18 protein-coding genes are annotated in these 18,534 nt (G+C 51.4%); 5 read left to right on the forward strand and 13 right to left on the reverse strand.

Annotated elements, in window-relative coordinates; translation table 11 throughout:
• Positions 1-94: 94 nt before the first annotated feature.
• Both BN2106_RS09095 and BN2106_RS09100 read left to right on the forward strand, forming a co-directional pair.
• Positions 95-682 carry a manganese efflux pump MntP gene (locus tag BN2106_RS09095; protein ID WP_050698227.1) on the forward strand — a complete coding sequence of 196 codons (588 nt, stop codon included), beginning with the start codon at positions 95-97 and terminating at the stop codon, positions 680-682.
• A 149-nt stretch (positions 683-831) separates the two neighbouring features.
• Positions 832-2,391 carry an acyl CoA:acetate/3-ketoacid CoA transferase gene (locus BN2106_RS09100; RefSeq protein ID WP_050698228.1) on the forward strand — a complete coding sequence of 520 codons (1,560 nt, stop codon included), beginning with the start codon at positions 832-834 and terminating at the stop codon, positions 2,389-2,391.
• A gap of 109 nt (positions 2,392-2,500) precedes the next feature.
• Here BN2106_RS09100 and BN2106_RS09105 read toward each other — a convergent pair whose 3' ends face one another.
• The 9 genes from BN2106_RS09105 to BN2106_RS09145 all read right to left on the reverse strand — a co-directional run bounded on the left by BN2106_RS09105 (position 2,501) and on the right by BN2106_RS09145 (position 10,797).
• Positions 2,501-3,727, reverse strand: coding sequence for a sensor domain-containing diguanylate cyclase (locus BN2106_RS09105; protein WP_050698229.1), 1,227 nt, complete (start codon positions 3,725-3,727; stop codon positions 2,501-2,503).
• Positions 3,728-3,801: 74 nt separating this feature from the next.
• Positions 3,802-4,422, reverse strand: a complete 621-nt coding sequence (locus tag BN2106_RS09110) for an IS3 family transposase (RefSeq protein ID WP_207641716.1) — start codon at positions 4,420-4,422, stop codon at positions 3,802-3,804.
• Complete coding sequence (locus BN2106_RS09115; protein ID WP_050698230.1) at positions 4,416-4,613, reverse strand: hypothetical protein; 198 nt, start codon at positions 4,611-4,613, stop codon at positions 4,416-4,418. The genes BN2106_RS09110 and BN2106_RS09115 overlap by 7 nt, the downstream gene beginning before the upstream one ends.
• 109 nt (positions 4,614-4,722) lie before the next feature.
• Positions 4,723-5,739, reverse strand: coding sequence for an electron transfer flavoprotein subunit alpha/FixB family protein (locus tag BN2106_RS09120; protein WP_050698231.1), 1,017 nt, complete (start codon positions 5,737-5,739; stop codon positions 4,723-4,725).
• A 57-nt stretch (positions 5,740-5,796) separates the two neighbouring features.
• Positions 5,797-6,579, reverse strand: a complete 783-nt coding sequence (locus BN2106_RS09125) for an electron transfer flavoprotein subunit beta/FixA family protein (protein WP_050698232.1) — start codon at positions 6,577-6,579, stop codon at positions 5,797-5,799.
• A gap of 29 nt (positions 6,580-6,608) precedes the next feature.
• Positions 6,609-7,748 (reverse strand): acyl-CoA dehydrogenase, encoded by a 1,140-nt coding sequence (locus tag BN2106_RS09130; RefSeq protein WP_050698233.1) that lies wholly within the window; start codon positions 7,746-7,748, stop codon positions 6,609-6,611.
• Between the two features lie 39 nt (positions 7,749-7,787).
• Positions 7,788-8,627 (reverse strand): 3-hydroxybutyryl-CoA dehydrogenase, encoded by an 840-nt coding sequence (locus BN2106_RS09135; RefSeq protein ID WP_050698234.1) that lies wholly within the window; start codon positions 8,625-8,627, stop codon positions 7,788-7,790.
• Positions 8,628-8,818: 191 nt separating this feature from the next.
• The gene (locus tag BN2106_RS09140; protein ID WP_050698235.1) at positions 8,819-9,595 is read right to left on the reverse strand and encodes an enoyl-CoA hydratase-related protein; all 777 of its coding nucleotides are present in this window, start codon (positions 9,593-9,595) and stop codon (positions 8,819-8,821) included.
• A 17-nt stretch (positions 9,596-9,612) separates the two neighbouring features.
• Positions 9,613-10,797 carry an acetyl-CoA C-acetyltransferase gene (locus BN2106_RS09145; RefSeq protein ID WP_050698236.1) on the reverse strand — a complete coding sequence of 395 codons (1,185 nt, stop codon included), beginning with the start codon at positions 10,795-10,797 and terminating at the stop codon, positions 9,613-9,615.
• A gap of 336 nt (positions 10,798-11,133) precedes the next feature.
• On the opposite strand from BN2106_RS09145, the gene BN2106_RS09150 reads away from it, so the two are divergent.
• The 3 genes from BN2106_RS09150 (at position 11,134) to asnA (ending at position 12,648) form a co-directional block, all read left to right on the forward strand.
• Complete coding sequence (locus BN2106_RS09150; RefSeq protein ID WP_050698237.1) at positions 11,134-11,325, forward strand: hypothetical protein; 192 nt, start codon at positions 11,134-11,136, stop codon at positions 11,323-11,325.
• Entirely contained in the window at positions 11,318-11,503 is a 186-nt protein-coding gene (locus BN2106_RS09155; protein ID WP_154666466.1) for a hypothetical protein, read from the forward strand. Before BN2106_RS09150 ends, BN2106_RS09155 begins: the two co-directional genes overlap by 8 nt.
• Before the next feature lie 131 nt (positions 11,504-11,634).
• On the forward strand, positions 11,635-12,648 hold the full coding sequence (asnA, locus tag BN2106_RS09160; protein WP_050698239.1) for an aspartate--ammonia ligase: 1,014 nt from the start codon (positions 11,635-11,637) through the stop codon (positions 12,646-12,648).
• Positions 12,649-12,779: 131 nt separating this feature from the next.
• Here the strand turns inward: asnA and glgB are convergent, their stop codons facing one another.
• The 4 genes from glgB to BN2106_RS09180 form a co-directional block, all read right to left on the reverse strand.
• Positions 12,780-14,696, reverse strand: a complete 1,917-nt coding sequence (gene glgB, locus BN2106_RS09165; protein WP_074017475.1) for a 1,4-alpha-glucan branching protein GlgB — start codon at positions 14,694-14,696, stop codon at positions 12,780-12,782.
• 246 nt (positions 14,697-14,942) lie between these two features.
• On the reverse strand, positions 14,943-16,163 hold the full coding sequence (locus BN2106_RS09170; protein ID WP_050698240.1) for an aspartate kinase: 1,221 nt from the start codon (positions 16,161-16,163) through the stop codon (positions 14,943-14,945).
• A 102-nt stretch (positions 16,164-16,265) separates the two neighbouring features.
• A complete protein-coding gene (gene thrB / locus BN2106_RS09175) occupies positions 16,266-17,162 on the reverse strand; it encodes a homoserine kinase (RefSeq protein WP_050698241.1) in 897 nt (298 codons plus the stop codon).
• A gap of 35 nt (positions 17,163-17,197) precedes the next feature.
• Entirely contained in the window at positions 17,198-18,442 is a 1,245-nt protein-coding gene (locus tag BN2106_RS09180) for a homoserine dehydrogenase (protein ID WP_050698242.1), read from the reverse strand.
• Positions 18,443-18,534: the final 92 nt, after the last annotated feature.

Consider the following 18,534-nt stretch of genomic DNA (forward strand, 5'->3'; position numbering starts at 1 on the left):
ATGGGCATTTTTTACCGTATCGGTACATACTCTCTTATTGGCCCCTGATCAAGCAAGCGGACAATATGAATGATAATAGGATGAGGGTAGAAAAATGGATTACATATCTTTAGTTGGAATTGCGGTCGGACTCTCCATGGACGCCTTTGCAGTGTCCATTACAAACGGCGCCGTCACCAAACAGGTCGACGCCAAATTTGTAGCAAAACTGGCGGTAAGCTTCGGTCTTTTTCAGGCCGGAATGCCCATGATTGGCTGGGCCATTGGTAAAGCCGGCGAAGGCCTGATCAGCAGCGTGGACCACTGGATCGCCCTTATTTTATTGGCCTATATTGGCATCCAAATGCTGCTGGAAGCGCGCAAAAAACGAAAAGAAGGCGCTGTGGAATGTCAAAGAGAGGCGATTGGCTTTAAAACCGTCATGGCGCTGGCGGTCGCAACCAGTATTGACGCACTCGCCACCGGTATCATCCTACCGACCGCCGTCGGTGCGGCCACTCTCCCGGCAATGCTGCTGTCTGTGTCTTTAATCGGTCTCATCACGTTCCTTTTATCCACATGCGGGATTGCAATCGGAAAAAAATTTGGCACACTGTTCTGCAATAAGGCAGAGGTCATTGGCGGAATCGTTCTGATTGGAATTGGATGCAAAATATTTCTGGAACACATGTTTATCCTTTGAAAACAATTGCAGGCGACTTTGTCTAAAAGCGATAAATCTACAGATTCCTACCGGAAAAGCGGGATTCTCCCTTGAATTTCTCCCTCAGTATGATATAATATTAACAAGCAAACAAACAGCTGAAAAGAAGTTTAATGGGAGGACTGCTCATGTCTGTAAAAGTATTGACTGCCAGAGAGGCAGCGGATCTGATCCCCAATGGAGTAAACCTGGCGACAAATGGATTCATTGGCGCTTCCTTTCCGGAAGAAATCGCCATGGCGGTTGAGCAGCGCTTTTTGGAGACGGGCGCTCCGAATGATCTGACTTTGCTTTTTTGCGCCGCGCAAGGCGATTCAAAGGATAAAGGCCTGAATCATTTTGCCCACGAAGGAATGGTGCGCCGTGCGATCGGCGGCCACTGGGGACTTGCTCCCAAGCTCGGCAAAATGGTTGCAGAAAACAAAATTATTGCATACGATTTCCCGCAGGGCGTCACAGCACACATGTTCCGTGATGCGGCCGCGCATAAACCCGGTACCATCACGCATGTTGGCCTGGGTACGTTCGTCGATCCCCGCCTGCTGGGCGGCAAGCTGAACGATCTCACCAGAGAGCAGGAAGATCTGGTAGAGCTGATGGAAATCGGCGGCAAGGAATATCTATTCTATAAAAACCAGCCGGTAAACTTTGCAATTATCTCCGGCACCTATGCTGATGAAGACGGCAACATTTCCATGGAGCATCTGGGCGTCAAAGCGGAAGCCCTGGTGGTCGCGCAGGCCTGTAAAAACTCCGGCGGTATCGTTGTCGCGCAGGTGGAACGCGTGGTCAAGGCCGGCTCTCTGGACCCGCAGAAGGTAGAAGTTCCCGGCATTTTGGTCGACGCTGTTGTGGTTGTCAGCGACATGAAATATCACATGCAGACATTCGGCACCCAGTACAACCCTGGATTTTCCGGTGAACACCGCATGGGCGCCGGTGAATTTACCCCCGCTCCCATGTCCCCGAAAAAGATTATTGCACGCCGCGCCGCGCTGGAACTCAAAAAGAACGGCGTCGTCAATCTGGGGATCGGTATCCCGGAGTATATTTCTTCCGTGGCAACAGAGGAAGGCATTTTGAACGACTTCACTTTGACGGTAGAATCCGGCCTAACCGGCGGCAGCCCGCAGAGCGGCCTGGACTTTGGCGCCAGCCTTAACCCGCGCTGCATCATGTCCCAGCCTTCCATGTTCGACTTCTATCAGGGCGGCGGTCTGGACCAGGCGTTCCTTGGCTTCGCCGAGGGTGATACCGAAGGAAACGTGAACGTTTCCAAATTTGGCGTAAAATTGCCGGGCTGCGGCGGATTTATCGATATCTCCCAGAACGCCAAACAGCTCTTCTTCTGCGGTACTTTCACGGCAAAGGGATTGAAAACCGAGGTCAAAGACGGTGCCCTTCATATCCTCTCTGACGGCAGCATTGATAAGTTTAAGACCGATCTGGAACACATCACATTCAGCGCTAAAACCGCCAAGAAGAATCGTCAGCCGGTTATGTACATTACAGAACGCGCTGTTTTCGAGCTCAAAGAGGACGGCCTCACCCTGATCGAATACGCGCCCGGCGTTGATATTGAAAAAGATATCTTTGCACACATGCCGCAAAAGCCACTTGTCTCTTCTGATTTAAAACCGATGGACGCACGTATTTTTAACGAAGATAAAATGGGCTTGTCCAAATAAACAGATGATAATGGATCAAATAAGAGTGATTCCCCCGCCTTTGGCGGGGGAATCACTCTTATTTATTAAAAATTTTTTATATGTGACATCCATTGTAGTAGAGTCCATTTTACTGGTTTACCGCATCTTCCTGATAGAACGCAAAACGGTCTCTCCCTAAACGCTTTGCCGTATAAAGCGCCTGATCCACCATTTGAAAAAGTGTTTCAAAATTTGCACCATCTTCCGGGTAAAGCGCAACCCCAATTGAGCAGGATAGCGGATAGCCATATTTCTTTCCAACCTCCGCGTTGTGAAAAACATTGATAATCCTGTTACAGCAATTGCAAATCCCATCCCGTGGAAAAATAGGCCTTCCTTTCAATAAAACAATATATTCATCCCCGCCAAAACGGCCAATGATGTCATCTTTTCGGAATAAATCATCTAATTTTTGGGCTATTTCCTGTATGACCTCATCCCCTACCTGATGCCCCAACGTATCATTGACCCTCTTAAAGTGGTCAATGTCAATGAGGAGCAGGACGCAGGATTGCTCAGGCTCCCCGGCAAGGACCTGCCGAATACGTGTTTCCGCCGTCAGCTTATTATATAACCCTGTCGAGTCGCGCTGCGCCATTTCGCGTAGGCCCTCCGACTCCCTTTTTAATTTATCAATATTCAGCCTTCGCCCTAAGATTTTTTCCGGTTTCCCCTCTCGATCGCCCAAAACAATGCCGCGGAGCTGTGTCCACTCGTAAGCATCGCAGATCCGTGAGTATAACCGAAGCTGAACCTCCTTCAGCTCCCCAACACATTGAGGCCCCCGGAAAAAATTATAAAACAAGTCCGCTTCATCCGGATGGACCACCTTGCGGTCGATTGTACCCTGTACAAATTGTTCCCCGCTCGCCAAAATATTCCAGTCGTTGGAATCACAAATTGTATCATTTTTCAAATCAAATTCAAAAATTACATCATTGGAAAGCTTGGCCATAAGTCGATAGCGTTGCTCCGAAAACTCCAACTGGTTCCGTACCCGCTCGTACTCCTTTTGAATCAAGCCACCCATTTCCAGTAAATCGGCGGTTGCTCCCTCTGTAACCACCTCTTGGCCTTCCGGATAAACCAGATGGACAAATGTATTGCGCAGTTTTTTTAAAGGATCGATATGCCACTGGTAAAACAGGATTCCCACAAGAATTCCGATCCCCATCAATGTCAAAAGCAAGCCCCAAATAATCCAAACAAAAGTACTTCCCTCTCGCAGGTGGATCGTTGTATACACAATCAAAATCAATAAAATCAAACTTTCCGCACACCTCAACAGATGGACCGTTAACCGCTTTTTTTTCATACCTACCCCGCACGCCTTTCAAACATTCTGTTTTTCCATTATACTACAAAACCAATATTTTTCTTCATTAATTATCATAAAAGGCGGGATAAATTTATAAAAAGCCATAAAAGAACCCCCTTCTGCACTCTGAACTGAACAGGTCCATATTGTATGGACAACACAAAAAAGGGCCCCTGATAGGAAAAAGCAAGGATTGGGTGGAGAGGCGGTGCCTCTCCAGTTTTTAACTGGATGCGCTCATGGTTGTAGAAGTAGATGAAGCGATCGATCATGTCATTGGCCTCCTGATAGGAAGCGGGCTTGTGGCGGTAGATGCATTCCGTCTTGAGAATGGAGAAGAAGTTTTCTGCCATAGCGTTGTCATAACAGTTGCCCCGCCTTGACATGAACGGCGCAATGTCGTATTCCTGAGTCAGGTTGAAGTATGCCTGAGAGGTGTACTGAAATTCCTGGTCGCTGTGGAGGTACAACTCCGCAGCGACTTTCTTTTTCTCACCCTTCATGGCAAAACGAATCGCATCCAACACCAAATTTACCGTCTGCTGCGTCCCGGTCTTGTAAGCCACAATGCGGCTGTTGTTGAGGTCGTGAATTATGGACAGGTACAACACACCTTGCTTTGTATAGATGTAAGAGATGTCCGTTACCCATTTGCTGTCAGGCCTATCTGCATGTAAATCTCTGTTCAGCAGGTTTTTGGATTTATGTACTTGCTGCCAGCTTGCGAAGCTTCTCTCGCTGTCGCTTCAGTAGTCTTTTGACTTACATAATTGTCCTTGAATCCGAACTGTTCCGCCACTTCACGCTGGCTTTTTCCTACTGCTATCATTGCCTCGATCTCCGGCAACAGCATTTGTACATGTGTATCATTGCGTTTTTCCATGACAATACCCCCTGATGTAGTCTATCTTCCTACATCAGGGGGTACTTTATCACTGTCCATTTTTACTGGACCTGTTCATTTCGCAGAAGGGTGTTTTGTTACCCAGAAGTTACGCGTTGCGAAGCGCCAGTTCTTCTTTCAGCTTCTCTGTGAAGATCGGCAGAACCTTTGCAACATCGCCAACAATTCCGTAATCCGCCACCTCAAAGATCGGGGCGTTTTCGTCCTTATTGATTGCAATGATCACATCGGAATCCTCCATGCCGGCGAGATGCTGGATTGCGCCGGAAATACCACACGCAATATAGAGGTTCGGACGGACCGTTTTACCGGTTTGGCCAACCTGAACATCCTTTTCCGCCCAGCCTGCGTCCACACAGGCTCTGGACGCGCTGACCTCGCCGCCAATAACGTCGGCCAGATCCTGCAGCAGCTTGAAGTTCTCCGGGCAGCCAACGCCGCGGCCACCGGAAATCAGAATCTTTGCATCCTGAATGTCAATCTTATCGCTGACCTTCTTGATGACTTCCAGAACTTCCACGTTCTTATTATTCGGCTCAAAGCCGGGATTGAAAACTTCCACCGGGCAGGAAGCACCGTCGACCGGCTTAATCTTCTGCATCACGCCAGGGCGGACCGTCGCCATCTGCGGACGATGCTCCGGACACACGATGGTCGCCATAATGTTGCCGCCAAACGCCGGTCTGGTCATCTTCAGGTTCTTGTTCTCCGGATCGATTTCCAGCTTCGTGCAGTCTGCGGTCAGACCGGTATGCACTCTGGCAGACACACGCGGTGCCAGGTCGCGGCCGATCGCCGTTGCACCGTAGAGCACCACAGCGGGCTTATACTTCTCAATCACATTGTACATCGCATGGGTATAAGGCTCTGTGGTATAGGGCTCCAAAGCCTTATCATCCACCAGGACAACCTTGTCCGCGCCGTAGCGGGCAAGCTTCGGACACAGCTCTTCCACCTGATAGCCAAGCAGAACAGCGGTGACTTCGGTTCCCAGGTCGGCGGCAAGCTCCTTCGCTTTGCCGAGCAACTCATATGAAACGCCGGTAATTTTATTATCAACCTGCTGGACAAATACAAATACGCCTTGATAATCCTGAATATTCATTATTTTGCTCACCACTTTCAATTACTGAATGATATAAAAACGAATTCACACGGCAGACTAGATGATGAATTTTTCCTTGAGCTTCTCAATCATGTAATCCGCGGACTCTTCCGGGTCAAGCTGGACAACCGTGCCAGCCGCCTTCAAGCTCTTTGTGAATGTCTGGAAAACTCTGGTCGGTGAGCCTTTCAGGCCGATATTTGCCTGGTCAACCTGAATGTCTTTCAGGCCCCAAACCTTGACTTCTTTTTCTCTGTATGCATCGAAGATACCGCCCGGCGTCATGTAACGCGGCTTGTTCAGCTCGGTCAGGGCGGTGATCAGGCAAGGCATTTTCGCTTTCACGATGTGATAGCGGTCCTCATACTGACGCTTGACAATGACGGAATCGCCCTCCACCTGAATATCCTCCGCATAGCTGATGTTCGGGATGCCGAGGTGCTCGGAAATCTGCGGGCCGACCTGTGCGGTATCGCCGTCGATCGCCTGGCGGCCTGTGATAATCAGGTCATACTTGAGGTTCTTGATCGCCGCTGCAATCGTTGTGGAGGTCGCCCAGGTGTCGGCGCCGCCGAACGCTCTGTCGGAAACGAGGATTGCCTCATCTGCGCCCATTGCCAGCGCCTCACGCAGCGCGGCGTCCGCCTGCGGGGGACCCATGGAAACAACCGTAATATGTGCGCCCTGAGCGTCCTTCAGACGCAGAGCGGCTTCCAGACCCGCCTTATCATCCGGATTGATGATACTCGGCACGCCGTCACGGATCAGGGTACCGGTGACGGGGTCCAGCTTAACTTCATTGGTATTCGGAACCTGCTTAATGCAAACTACGATATTCAACAAATTTCACTCCTTTTGGCCTTTATCGACTATTTAATTACGTTAGAGGAAATAACCATGCGCTGCACTTCGCTGGTGCCTTCGTAGATCTCTGTGATCTTGGCATCGCGCATCATGCGCTCAACCGGATATTCTCTCGTGTAACCATAGCCGCCGTGGAGCTGTACCGCTTTGGTGGTTACTTCCATCGCTACTTCCGCGGCATACAATTTCGCCATCGCAGCCTCTACGGAGAAACGCTTCTGCGTGTCCTTCGCAACCGCCGCGCGGTATACCAGATAACGGGCTGCTTCAATCTTGGTCGCCATATCGGCAATCTGGAACTGTGTATTCTGGAACTTCGCAATCGGTCTGCCGAACTGCTTTCTTTCCTTGACATAATTGACGGTCTCTTCCAGCGCACCCTCCGCAATGCCGAGCGCCTGCGCCGCGATACCGATACGGCCGCCGTCCAGGGTCTGCATGGCAATGCCGAAGCCCTTGCCTTCCTGACCGAGGAGGTTTTCCTTCGGAACAATGCAGTTCTCAAAGATCAGCTCCGTGGTAGAGGAACCGCGGATACCCATCTTCTTTTCTTTGGTACCGATCTTAAAGCCCGGGAATTCCTTCTCCACGATGAACGCGGAAATCCCCTTTGTGCCTTTGCTCTTGTCGGTCATTGCAAAGATAATATAAATATCGGCCTTGCCGCCGTTGGTGATAAAGATTTTGCTGCCGTTGAGGACATAGTGGTCGCCCTCAAGAACCGCCTTGGTCTGCTGGCCGGAAGCGTCCGTGCCCGCGCCCGGCTCTGTCAGTCCGAATGCACCCAGCTTCTCGCCGGAAACCAGCGGGCGGAGATATTTTTCTTTCTGCGCCGGAGTACCAAACTTTTTGATCGGGTCCGCGCCCAGGGACGTATGTGCGGAGACGATAACGCCGGTGGTACCGCAAACCTTGGAAAGCTCTTCCACGCAGAGCACATAAGTCAGCGTGTCGCAGCCCTGGCCGCCGAATTCCTTCGGCATCGGAATGCCCAGGAAACCGAGCTTCTGCATTTTCGCAACGGTTTCAGCCGGAAAACGCTCCGTCTCGTCTACTTCCTGCGCAAGGGGCTTTACTTCATTTTCCGCAAACTCTCTGAAGAGCGTACGGGCCATTTCTTGTTCTTTGCTCAGTACGAAATCCATACCTGTTCCTCCAAATTCAAATTTACGCCAAACAATTTCTTATCTGGTGTAATCGTAGAATCCCTTGCCGGTCTTCTGGCCGAGCTTGCCGGCGCGGACCATTTTTCTGAGCAACGGATGCGGACGGTACTTCGAATCGCCCGTCTCAGCCTGCAGAACCTCCATGATCGCCAGGCAGACATCCAGGCCGATCAGATCGCCCAGAGCGAGCGGGCCCATCGGATGGTTTGCACCGAGCTTCATCGCGGTATCGATCCCCTCAACAGAAGCGACGCCCTCTGCGTAGATGCCGACTGCTTCGTTGATCATCGGGATCAGGATTCTGTTGACAACAAAGCCAGCCGCTTCGTTGACCTGCACCGGGGTCTTGCCGATGCTCTCGGAGATTTCAATAACCTTCTTCACGGTCTCTTCCGGCGTAGTCTCACCGGCGATGACCTCCACCAGCTTCATAACAGGAGCCGGATTGAAGAAATGCATGCCGACAACCGCTCTGTCAAGGCCGTTGGAAATCTCTGTAATGGACAGGGAGGATGTATTGGTAGCGAAGATGCAGTCCTTCTTGCAGATGGCTTCCAGCTGCTTGAAGATTTCTTTCTTCAGCTCCATTTTTTCCAGAGCGGCTTCCACAACGAGGTCGCAGTCTGCGACGATCTCATTGGTACCGGTGGTGATTTTCGCCAGGATTGCATCCGCGGCAGCCTGCTCCATTTTGCCCTTTGCAACTCTCTTATTGAGGCCCTTTGCAATCTTTGCCTTGCCGCCTTCTGCCCACTCCGCCTTTACGTCGCAGAGCTTTACTTCATACCCTTCGGTCTGTGCAAATGCCTGTGCAATGCCGGAGCCCATGGTGCCTGCGCCAATAACGCCAATTTTCATAATGAAAAACCTCCTGAATCATTGTTGATTATGTTAAAATCCCGTATAAAAGGCTGCATCACAACGGAAAAACACAAATTAGCTGAACTTGGTGATTTCCCCCGCTAAAAGCAGGGGAAATCAGTCTTAAAATTCTACCGATATTTTGTATAAACCATGCGTTGTGACACAAACCTGCTGCGGAAACGAACTTATCGATTTACAAACGGTTCCGGCTTGCGCTTTTCAACAAAAGCGGTCATGCCGTTCTTCTGATCCTCCGTCTCGAAGCAGCTGCCAAAGAGCTTCTCTTCGATGACGATTGCTTCGTCGATGTTGACCTGGAGACCGTCATTGACAGCCTTCTTGGAAGCACGGACCGCGATCGGAGCGTTTCTCGCGATCTTCTCCGCCAGCTTCATCGCCGCGCCCATCAGCTCATCCGCCGGATACACCGCGTTGACAAGGCCAAGGCTGAGCGCTTCGTCCGCCTTCACCTTTGTGCCGGCATACAGCATTTCCTTCGCCTTGCCGACATTGATTGTACGGGCCAGTCTCTGCGTACCGCCAAAACCGGGGGTGATACCCAGACCGGTTTCCGGCTGTGCGAATACCGCGTTCTCGGAAGCCAGGCGGATGTCGCAGCTCAAGGACAGCTCACAGCCGCCGCCGAGCGCAAAGCCGTTGACAGCCGCGATCACCGGAATCGGCAGGGTCTCCAGCTTGCGGAACACGTCGTTGCCCTTTTTGCCGAAGGCTTCGCCTTCCGCCTTGGTCAGGGTGCTCATCTCTCCGATATCCGCACCGGCGACAAAGGACTTCTGGCCCGCGCCGGTGAGAACCACACAGCGAGTCGCGTCAAGATCAATCGCATCAATTGCCGCTTCCAGATCGGCCAGGACCTCGGAATTCAATGCATTCAGAGCCTTTTCGCGGTCGATGGTCATAACGCCCACAAAGCCCGTCTGCTCATATTTCACAAAGCTCATGTTTTAATCGCTCCTAATTATTTGTAGTTCTTCACGATTGCCGCAACGCCCATGCCGCCGCCTACGCAAAGGGTGGCAAGGCCGTACTGGGAATCTCTCTTCTGCAGCTCATGCAGCAGGGTGACCAGGATTCTGGCACCGGAAGCGCCGACCGGATGGCCCAGAGCGATTGCGCCGCCGTTGACGTTTACCTTGGACATGTCGAGTTCCAGATCCTTCGCAACGGCGAGGGACTGTGCCGCGAACGCCTCGTTTGCTTCGATGAGGTCCATGTCGGCAACATTCAGGCCGGCCTTTGCCATCGCCTTGTTGGTTGCGGCAACCGGGCCGATACCCATAATGGACGGCTCAACGCCTGCGGAAGCACCGGCAACCCACTCTGCCATCGGGGTGACGCCGAGTTCCTTGGCCTTCTCTTCGCTCATCACAACGATCGCAGCAGCGCCGTCGTTGATGCCGGAAGCGTTTGCAGCGGTTACGCTGCCGTCCGCCTTGAACGCCGGGCGCAGCTTTGCGATGCCTTCTGCTGTGACGCCGGCACGCGGGCCTTCGTCCTTTGCAAACATAACAGTTTCCTTCTTAACCTTGACCGGGACTGGAACGATCTCATCGTCAAAGCGGCCTTCCGCCTGCGCCTTCTCGCACTTCTGCTGGCTGGCAGCGGCGAACTCATCCTGCATCTCGCGGGTCAGGCCGTACTTCTCCGCCACATTCTCAGCGGTGATGCCCATGTGGTAGCCGTTGAACGCATCGGTCAACGCGTCGTTTACCATAGTGTCGATGATCGTAGCGTTGTTCATACGATAGCCAAAACGGGCCTGGGTCATTGCATACGGAGCGGAGGACATGTTCTCCATACCACCGGCGACAACGATGTCCGCTTCGCCAGCCGCGATCATCGCCGCAGCCATGTTCACGCATTTCAGGCCGGAACCACATACGTTATTAACGGTCAGAGCCGGAACTTCAATCGGAACGCCCGCGTTCACAGAGGCCTGGCGCGCAACGTTCTGACCCAGAGCGCCCTGCAGAACACAGCCCATCAGAACTTCATCAACCTGCTCCGGAGCGACGTTCGCTCTCTTCAGAGCTTCCTTGATAACGATGGAACCAAGTGTGGCAGCCGGGACATTGGCCAAAGAGCCGCCCATTTTACCGATTGCAGTACGCACAGCACCTGCTAACACGATTTTTCTAGACATGATTTTGTTCCTCCATTTCATTATTCACTAACCCGTTTGTTTGGCTGGATCAGCGGGTTAATCATTGACTTAAGGTGTATGTTAAATATATCACAATCCTGAAGATTATGCAAGAGCTTCCACCGGGGAAAATGAGAAAATGCGCATTCTTGTCAGAAATTTGCCATAAATTGTCCCGCCTCAGCACAGCCTTGTTCAAATTGCTGAATGTCGAAAAACCGCACGAAAAGAAAACGTTAAAAAATTAACTTACAGCTTCTCTGCGGCTTTATAACGCATTTTGTCGCATATTTGGAACATACTAATTTTCAGTTGAATACAGAAAGGAGGCAGTTTATGCCAACCGACTTTCAAAACTTTATAAATACCGACGAGCAGGCGCGGAAATATTACCTTTCCCTGCCCGAATACCTGCGGGAAATCGTCAGCCGCGAGGAAAATCACATCCGGTCATACGAGGAACTCAAGCGTCACGCCGACTATCTGATGGAGCACAACAACTATGCGGACGGCGATTTTTATGGATGACAAACTGTATCAATATCTGAGATCCCACGAGGAGGTAAACCGTTTCTTTATGGCACTGCCGGACGACCTGCAGGCTGCCATGTCCGGGCAGGCAGAGGTTACCCCACAAACCAAACCCTACCTGGCCTATATTAACCTGCTTATGGATTCAGAAAACGACGGTTCTACTTTTGCGTAATGATTGCAAAAAGCGCCTTTTAGAGGTATAATGAAAAACATGATTCCAGCGGTGGAGCGTGTTCTGAAAAACGCAGCCTCTTGCGGCTGTGTTTTTCTTTTGCCCCCGCGACAGAAAGGATTGTTGCTGACATGGCTTTGAGCAATTTGATTCTACCCAAGGATTACTCTTCCAAGCTCGATATTATAGAGACGGAAATTGCGATCAAACTCGCAAAGGACACCTTTGAGCGGGAGCTGGCCTCCGCCCTATCCCTCACCCGTGTTTCCGCTCCGCTCTTTGTCCGGCCGGAAACCGGCCTGAACGACGACCTGAACGGTGTCGAGCGGCCTGTTCAATTTGACGTAGCAGAGATTCACGCGGACGTACAGATCGTGCATTCCCTGGCAAAATGGAAGCGCATGGCGCTGGCCCGCTACGGCTTCACCGCCGGAACCGGTCTGTATACCGATATGAATGCCATCCGCCGCGATGAGGAACTGGACAATCTGCATTCCGTATATGTGGACCAGTGGGACTGGGAAAAGGTCATCACAAAAGAAGAGCGCGTGATGGAAACCCTGCAAAACACCGTACACGGCATCATGGGCGCATTACATAAAACCCAGATGGCATTAAAGGAACGCTTTCCATCCCTTGATTGCTTTATTCCCGAGGAAATCACCTTTGTCACCAGCCAGGAGCTGGAAGACCGTTATCCCGACCTGACGCCGAAGCAGCGGGAGGATACCGCCGCAAAGGAATACGGCGCAGTGTTCATCTCCCAAATCGGCGGCGCGCTGCAATCTGGCAGGCCGCATGACGGACGCGCGCCAGATTACGACGATTGGTCCCTGAACGGCGACATCATCATATGGTATCCGGTTCTGAACCGTTCCCTGGAGCTTTCCTCCATGGGCATCCGTGTGGATGCGGATACGCTGCGCCGCCAGCTGGAACTCTCCGGCTGTCAGGAGCGCGCGGAGCTGCCGTTCCACAGCATGCTGCTGGAGGGCCGCCTGCCCCTGACCATGGGCGGCGGAATTGGACAGTCCCGTATCTGTATGGCGCTGCTACAAAAAGCACATATCGGCGAAGTGCAGTCCTCCGTCTGGCCCGACAGCATGCGCAACGCCTGTGAGGGATACGGCATCCATCTTCTCTGAGCAAAGTCAACGAGCCTGTATCATAAAAAATTGGTTTAATTGACGATTCCCCCCGCTTTTAGCGGGGGGAATCGTTTTTATACTGCAAAATTTTGTGCAAAGCACGCCTTGTGATCCAGGCTCTTTTTGGCTCACTCGTACTCCGCAATGGGACCGCGCGTACCCGCAGGTTCCTGCATGGAAACACCGATTCCCGGCCTCTTCAGTGCCGAAATGTTCAGCTTTGGAATTTGCTTGAAAATGCAGGCGCTGAACGGTGCAACGGTCAACTCCAGCATATATTTACCGCCGCGCAGGGAAGCGCGCAGTTCTTCCGCATTGACTTTTCCCTTGCCGCCAAACGCCGTATCGTCCGTATTGATCAGCTCTCCGTACACCCCGTAATGGGAAACCGGCAGACGGTAATTGACATACATTCGATTGGAGAAATTCAGCACAACGTAAAGATCGTTTTTGTCCAGATCACTGCGCTTATATGCAAAAACACACTGAGAAGCGTTATTAACGTCCAGCCAGGTAAAGCTCTGCGGATGGTAGTCCTCCTGATACAGCGCTTTTTCCTCCAGATACAAATGCTGCAGAGCCTGGATATACTGGTAAAAATCCTTGTGCGCCGGGTAATCCAGCAGATTCCATCCCAGCGCTTTTTCCTCATCCCACTCCTTGAATTCCGCCAGTTCGTTCCCCATAAAGTTCAGCTTTTTGCCGGGATGGGTATACATGTACAAATAGAGCGTGCGCAGCTGGTGGAACTTTTCCTCATAGTTTCCGGCAATTTTATCGATGACCGTCTTTTTTCCATGTACCACTTCATCGTGTGACAGGGGCAGCAGGAAAATATCGTTGTAAAAATACCCCATGGAAAAGCTGAGCTTGTTGTGCACGCTGGACCGGTGTGTCGCGGGAACGGACAAATAATCCAGCGTGTCATTCATCCATCCCAGGTCCCATTTATAATCGAATCCCAATCCGCCATATTCGACCGGAGCCGTCACTTTCAAGAAGTTGGAGGAATCCTCCGCGATCAACATGACGTCCGGATGGCGCTTTTGAAGGGCATAGTTGCAATTTTTCAGGAACCACACGCCGGTTTCATTGACCGGACCGTTGGTATCCCCATTTCGATACAGCAGATTGGAAACCGCATCGTAACGGATCCCGTCAAAATGGTAATAGGTAATCCAAAAATTGATGGCGGATTTCAGGAAGCTGATCACATGCGGCTTCGTATAGTCAAACAGGACGGTTCCCCATTCGCTGTATCGCGCGTCCTGATATTCGCTCTCATATACAAACCCGCCGTCAAACTGATGCAGCGCGTAAAAGTCTGTGACAAAATGCGCGGGCACAAAGTCAAGGATGACGCCCACCCCCTGCTCATGACAACGGTTGATAAAATACATCAAATCCTTCGGCTTTCCATAGCGGCTGGTTGCGCTGAAATACCCGGTCACCTGATAGCCCCAGGACTTATCAAATGGATATTCCGTCAACGGCATCAATTCAATATGGGTATACCCCATCTTCTTCACATACGGAATCAGAAGTTCCGCCAGCTCATCATACCGGTAGAACCGCTCGTCCTCCGGCAGGTCCTTGATTTTCCACGATCCGGCATGCACTTCATAAATGCTCAGCGGTTTGTTATAGCCCTTGTCGCGCGTTTGCAGCCAAGCTTCATCTGTCCAGGGGAAATCATTGAGATTGTATACAATAGAAGCCGTATTGGGCCGCAGCTCGCTGTAAAACGCAAAGGGGTCCGCGCGATCATAGGTTTCTCCCTCCGCCGTGTAAATCTGATACTTGTACATTTGCATTTCCTGTACGCCCTGCACAAAGATGCTCCAGACGCCGGAAGGATGCCGGTCCATATCGTAGCCTGTCCACCCGTTAAAATCCCCGATCAGCCGTATCCGGGCCGCATTGGGAGCATATACCGTAAAACGCGCGCCGTCCTGGTCATATTCGTGGCACAGATGCACGCCAAATACCTGGTAGCCCTCTAATGAGCCGCCCTGCAGGTATGCATCCATCAATTTCATATCCATTTTCCCTCTCCTTCCTTTTTCCAAAAGGGCTGGTATGTATTATATCATATTAAACAAAAAAGAACCATATCCGTCAGTAATTTAAGCGAAAAATATTAAAGGGTCTGTATCACAATGCACAGCTTGCATAAAATGCCGGCATGATAAGAGAGACTTCCCCCACCTTCGGCAGGGGAAGTCGTCCATTCAGCCTATTTTATGCGTTCTGTCAATTATGACACAGACCCTTAATTGATATGTAAAAAATCAGGAATTGATGGAATCGCTGAAGAATTTTTCATGAACCGCGGCAACCGCCTTATCCGCGTCCGCACGGTCGATCAGAACGGAAATCTTGATCTCGCTGGTGGAAATCATATGAATGTTGATATTGGCTTCATACAGCGCTTCAAACATCTCCGCCGCAATACCTGGATGCGTCTCCATCCCTGCGCCAACAGCGGAAACCTTTGCAACATTCTCATCATAGACCACGCTGGTGGCGCCAATCAGCTCCACGTAGGGATTCAGAAGCTCGATGGCCTCCTGCAACTTATCCTGGTCGATGGTAAAGCTGATATCCTTCGTGCCGTTTCTGCCGATGGACTGCAAAATGATATCGACGTTTATGTTCTTTGCCGCCAGCTTGGAGAAAATCTTAAACGCAAGGCCCGGTCTGTCCGGCACGCCTATAACGGAGATACGCGCAACGCGCTCGTCCTTTGCAATTCCGCTGATCATCATCTTTTCCACTTTAGTTGCCTCCTTCACAATTGTGCCTTTTGCCCTCTTCAAGCTGGACAAGACCTCAAGCTGGATATTGTATTTCTTTGCCATTTCAACCGATCGGTTATTCAATACCTGCGCACCCAGGGACGCCAACTCCAGCATCTCGTCATAGGAGATCACGTCAAGCTTCTGTGCGTCCTTAATTTTACGCGGGTCTGCGGTGTAAACACCTTCGACGTCCGTATAAATCTGGCAGAGGTCGGCGTTCATTACAGACGCGATTGCCACGGCACTGGTATCGGAACCGCCGCGGCCCAGCGTAGTCATATCGTCATAGCGGTTGACACCCTGGAATCCGGTGACAACCACAATATTTTTCTTATCAATTTCTTTTTTAATACGATCCGGCGTCACTCGCTTGATGCGCGCTGTGCCATATGCGGAGCTGGTATAAAAACCGGCCTGCCATCCCAGCAGAGAAACCACCGGAAACCCCAGCTTTTCAATGGCCATCGCCAGCAGGGAAGCAGAAATCTGTTCACCGGAGGTCAACAGCATATCCATCTCTCTTTTACTCGCATTGGGATTGATTTCATTTGCCTTTGTGATCAGATCGTCTGTTGTATCGCCCTGCGCGGACACCACCACAATGACGTCGTTGCCCTCCCGGTACTTCTCCGTGACGATGCTGGCCACGTTAAACACGCGCTCGGCGTTGGCTACGGAACTGCCGCCAAACTTTTGGACTATAAGGCTCATTGGTTCATCCTCCGTCTCTGAATGAATAAAATCTGCAAAGCGCCTATGTTAGATGGACGCTTTATCTATCAAAACCGGTCTCCCGGTAATTTCTCCAGTTGATCAGGCCATAAAAATCTGAGCGCCCTTGGAATCGGCATTCAGAATTTTGATCTGCCAGCCGGTGATCCCCTTTTCTTCCAAGTGGCTGCCGGCGTACTTGACAAAGTTATCCGTATCCGCGGAATCAACCATGGAGATGATTGTGGGGCCTGCACCGCTGATATATGTTCCCAGTGAACCAAGTTCATAGCTGAGGCGGAACACATTGTCCAGATCGTCGATCAGACCAGAGCGATACGGCTGGTGAATCTTATCCTGCACCGCGACGCGCAGATTTTCCAGCTTTCCGGAGAACAAAGAGGCTGTCATTAAAGCGGAGCGGGACAGATTGTAAACAGCGTCCGCGCGGGGATACTGTTCCGGCAGAACCGAACGTGCCTTTTCCGTTTTCAGCTCAAACGGTGGAATGAAGAGGGCAAAGCGAATTTTTTCTGAAACCGGCACGCTTACGCTGTACACCCGGCCCGCCTCTATCGCGGAGGCAACCAGACCGCCCTCAATTGCAGGCGTGGTATTGTCCGGGTGGCCTTCGATCTTCGCCGCCAGATTGATGAGATCCGTCTGGGTGAGCGGGCTTCCCAACAGGCGGTTCGCGCCCAAGATCCCGGCCACGATACAGGCGGAGCTGCTTCCCAGACCGCGCGCCATTGGAATATCGTTCTGCTGAATCAGTCTCAATCCCGGCAGCTTGCGTCCACACTGTTCATATACCTGCTTGGCAGCCCAGAAAATCAGGTTGCTCTCATCCGTCGGAATGACAATATCATCCTTGGAGGAAATATCCAGTGTATCGGACTCTTCCATCCAGACTTGATTGTACATCGTCAACGCAATTCCCAGTGAGTCAAATCCGGAACCAAGGTTTGCGCTGGTCGCCGGAATCTGTATTCTAATCATATGATTCTTACTCTCCTAATTTTTGTTTCTATCTATTACAGTTCACCGATGCGAATGGTGTTTTCAACCGTTACACCCAGCTCGGAAAGCTTATTCAGTCCGGCAAGAATTTCACGTTCGGGCTTTTGATCGGTCACAAAGGCGATTTCGCCCGGCTGCGCATTCTTTCGGATCAGCTGAGAAATACCGCCCAGCAGATGCTTTGCGTTGCCCAAAGCCAACGCCTCGTTGTCCGCCTTGGCGCGTACAAACATGCTGACTTTATCATCCAGATAGTTTTCCACATACTCCGGGGAACCGTCGCTCCAAAACAGGTACTTCCGGGCTTTAAAGTGCTTGACGCAGTCGATGACATCCGCTACAACCGCGCTGGCGGTCGGCAGTTTGCCCGCGCCTTTTCCGTAGAACACCACGTCGCCGGTGGAATCGCCGCGCACCATGATGCCGTTGAAAACGTCGTCAACATTCGCCAGCTGGCTTTCACGCGGGACAAACATCGGGCAGACAATGATCTGCAGCTTGCCGCTCTCCGCCATTTTCACCTGGCCAATCAGTTTGACCACGCCGCCCCAGAGATCCGCATACTCCACATCTGCCAAAGATATGTTGGTGATGCCCTCTGTATGCACCTGATCGGGATAAACATGGCGCCCAAAGGCCAGAGAGGCCAAAATGCAGATTTTACGGCAGGCGTCGTGCCCTTCCACATCCGCCGCCGGGTTGCGCTCCGCGTATCCCAGCTTCTGTGCCAGGGCCAGTGCGTCCTGGAAGTCCATCTGATCGTGAATCATCTTGGTCAGGATAAAGTTTGTCGTGCCGTTGAGGATGCCGGCAATCTCAATTACATCGTTCGCCGCCAGACACTGGCTGATCGGACGGATGATAGGGATGCCGCCGCCGACGCTCGCCTCAAACAGGAAGTTGACGTTCTTCTCCTGCGCCAGCTTTAAAAGCTCCGCACCCTTTGCCGCAACAAGCTCCTTATTGGAGGTGACGACGCTCTTACCGGCTTCCAGGCAGCGCCTGGTATACTCAAACGCCGGGTTCAGGCCGCCCATAACCTCCACCACAACGCGGACTTCGGGGTCGTTAATGATATCCTCAAAGGATTTTGTAAAGGTATCTGCAAAAGGACTGTCCGGGAAATCCCGCAGGTCCAAAATATATTTAATCCGTATTTCTTCTTTTGCACGCTTTGCAATGTTGTCCGTATGCGTCGTGAGCACTTCCACCACACCGGATCCAACTACGCCATAGCCCATAACCGCTATCTGTACCATCTACAAGCACTCCCTATATTATATATTGCCGCCGATTCAATTTTTGTCTCATCCGTCACGGCGGATTTTCACATGGAATGGATACGCCGCTT

It is taken from the genome of Anaeromassilibacillus senegalensis, assembly GCF_001261775.1.
In the GTDB taxonomy this organism is placed as follows: domain Bacteria; phylum Bacillota; class Clostridia; order Oscillospirales; family Acutalibacteraceae; genus Anaeromassilibacillus; species Anaeromassilibacillus senegalensis.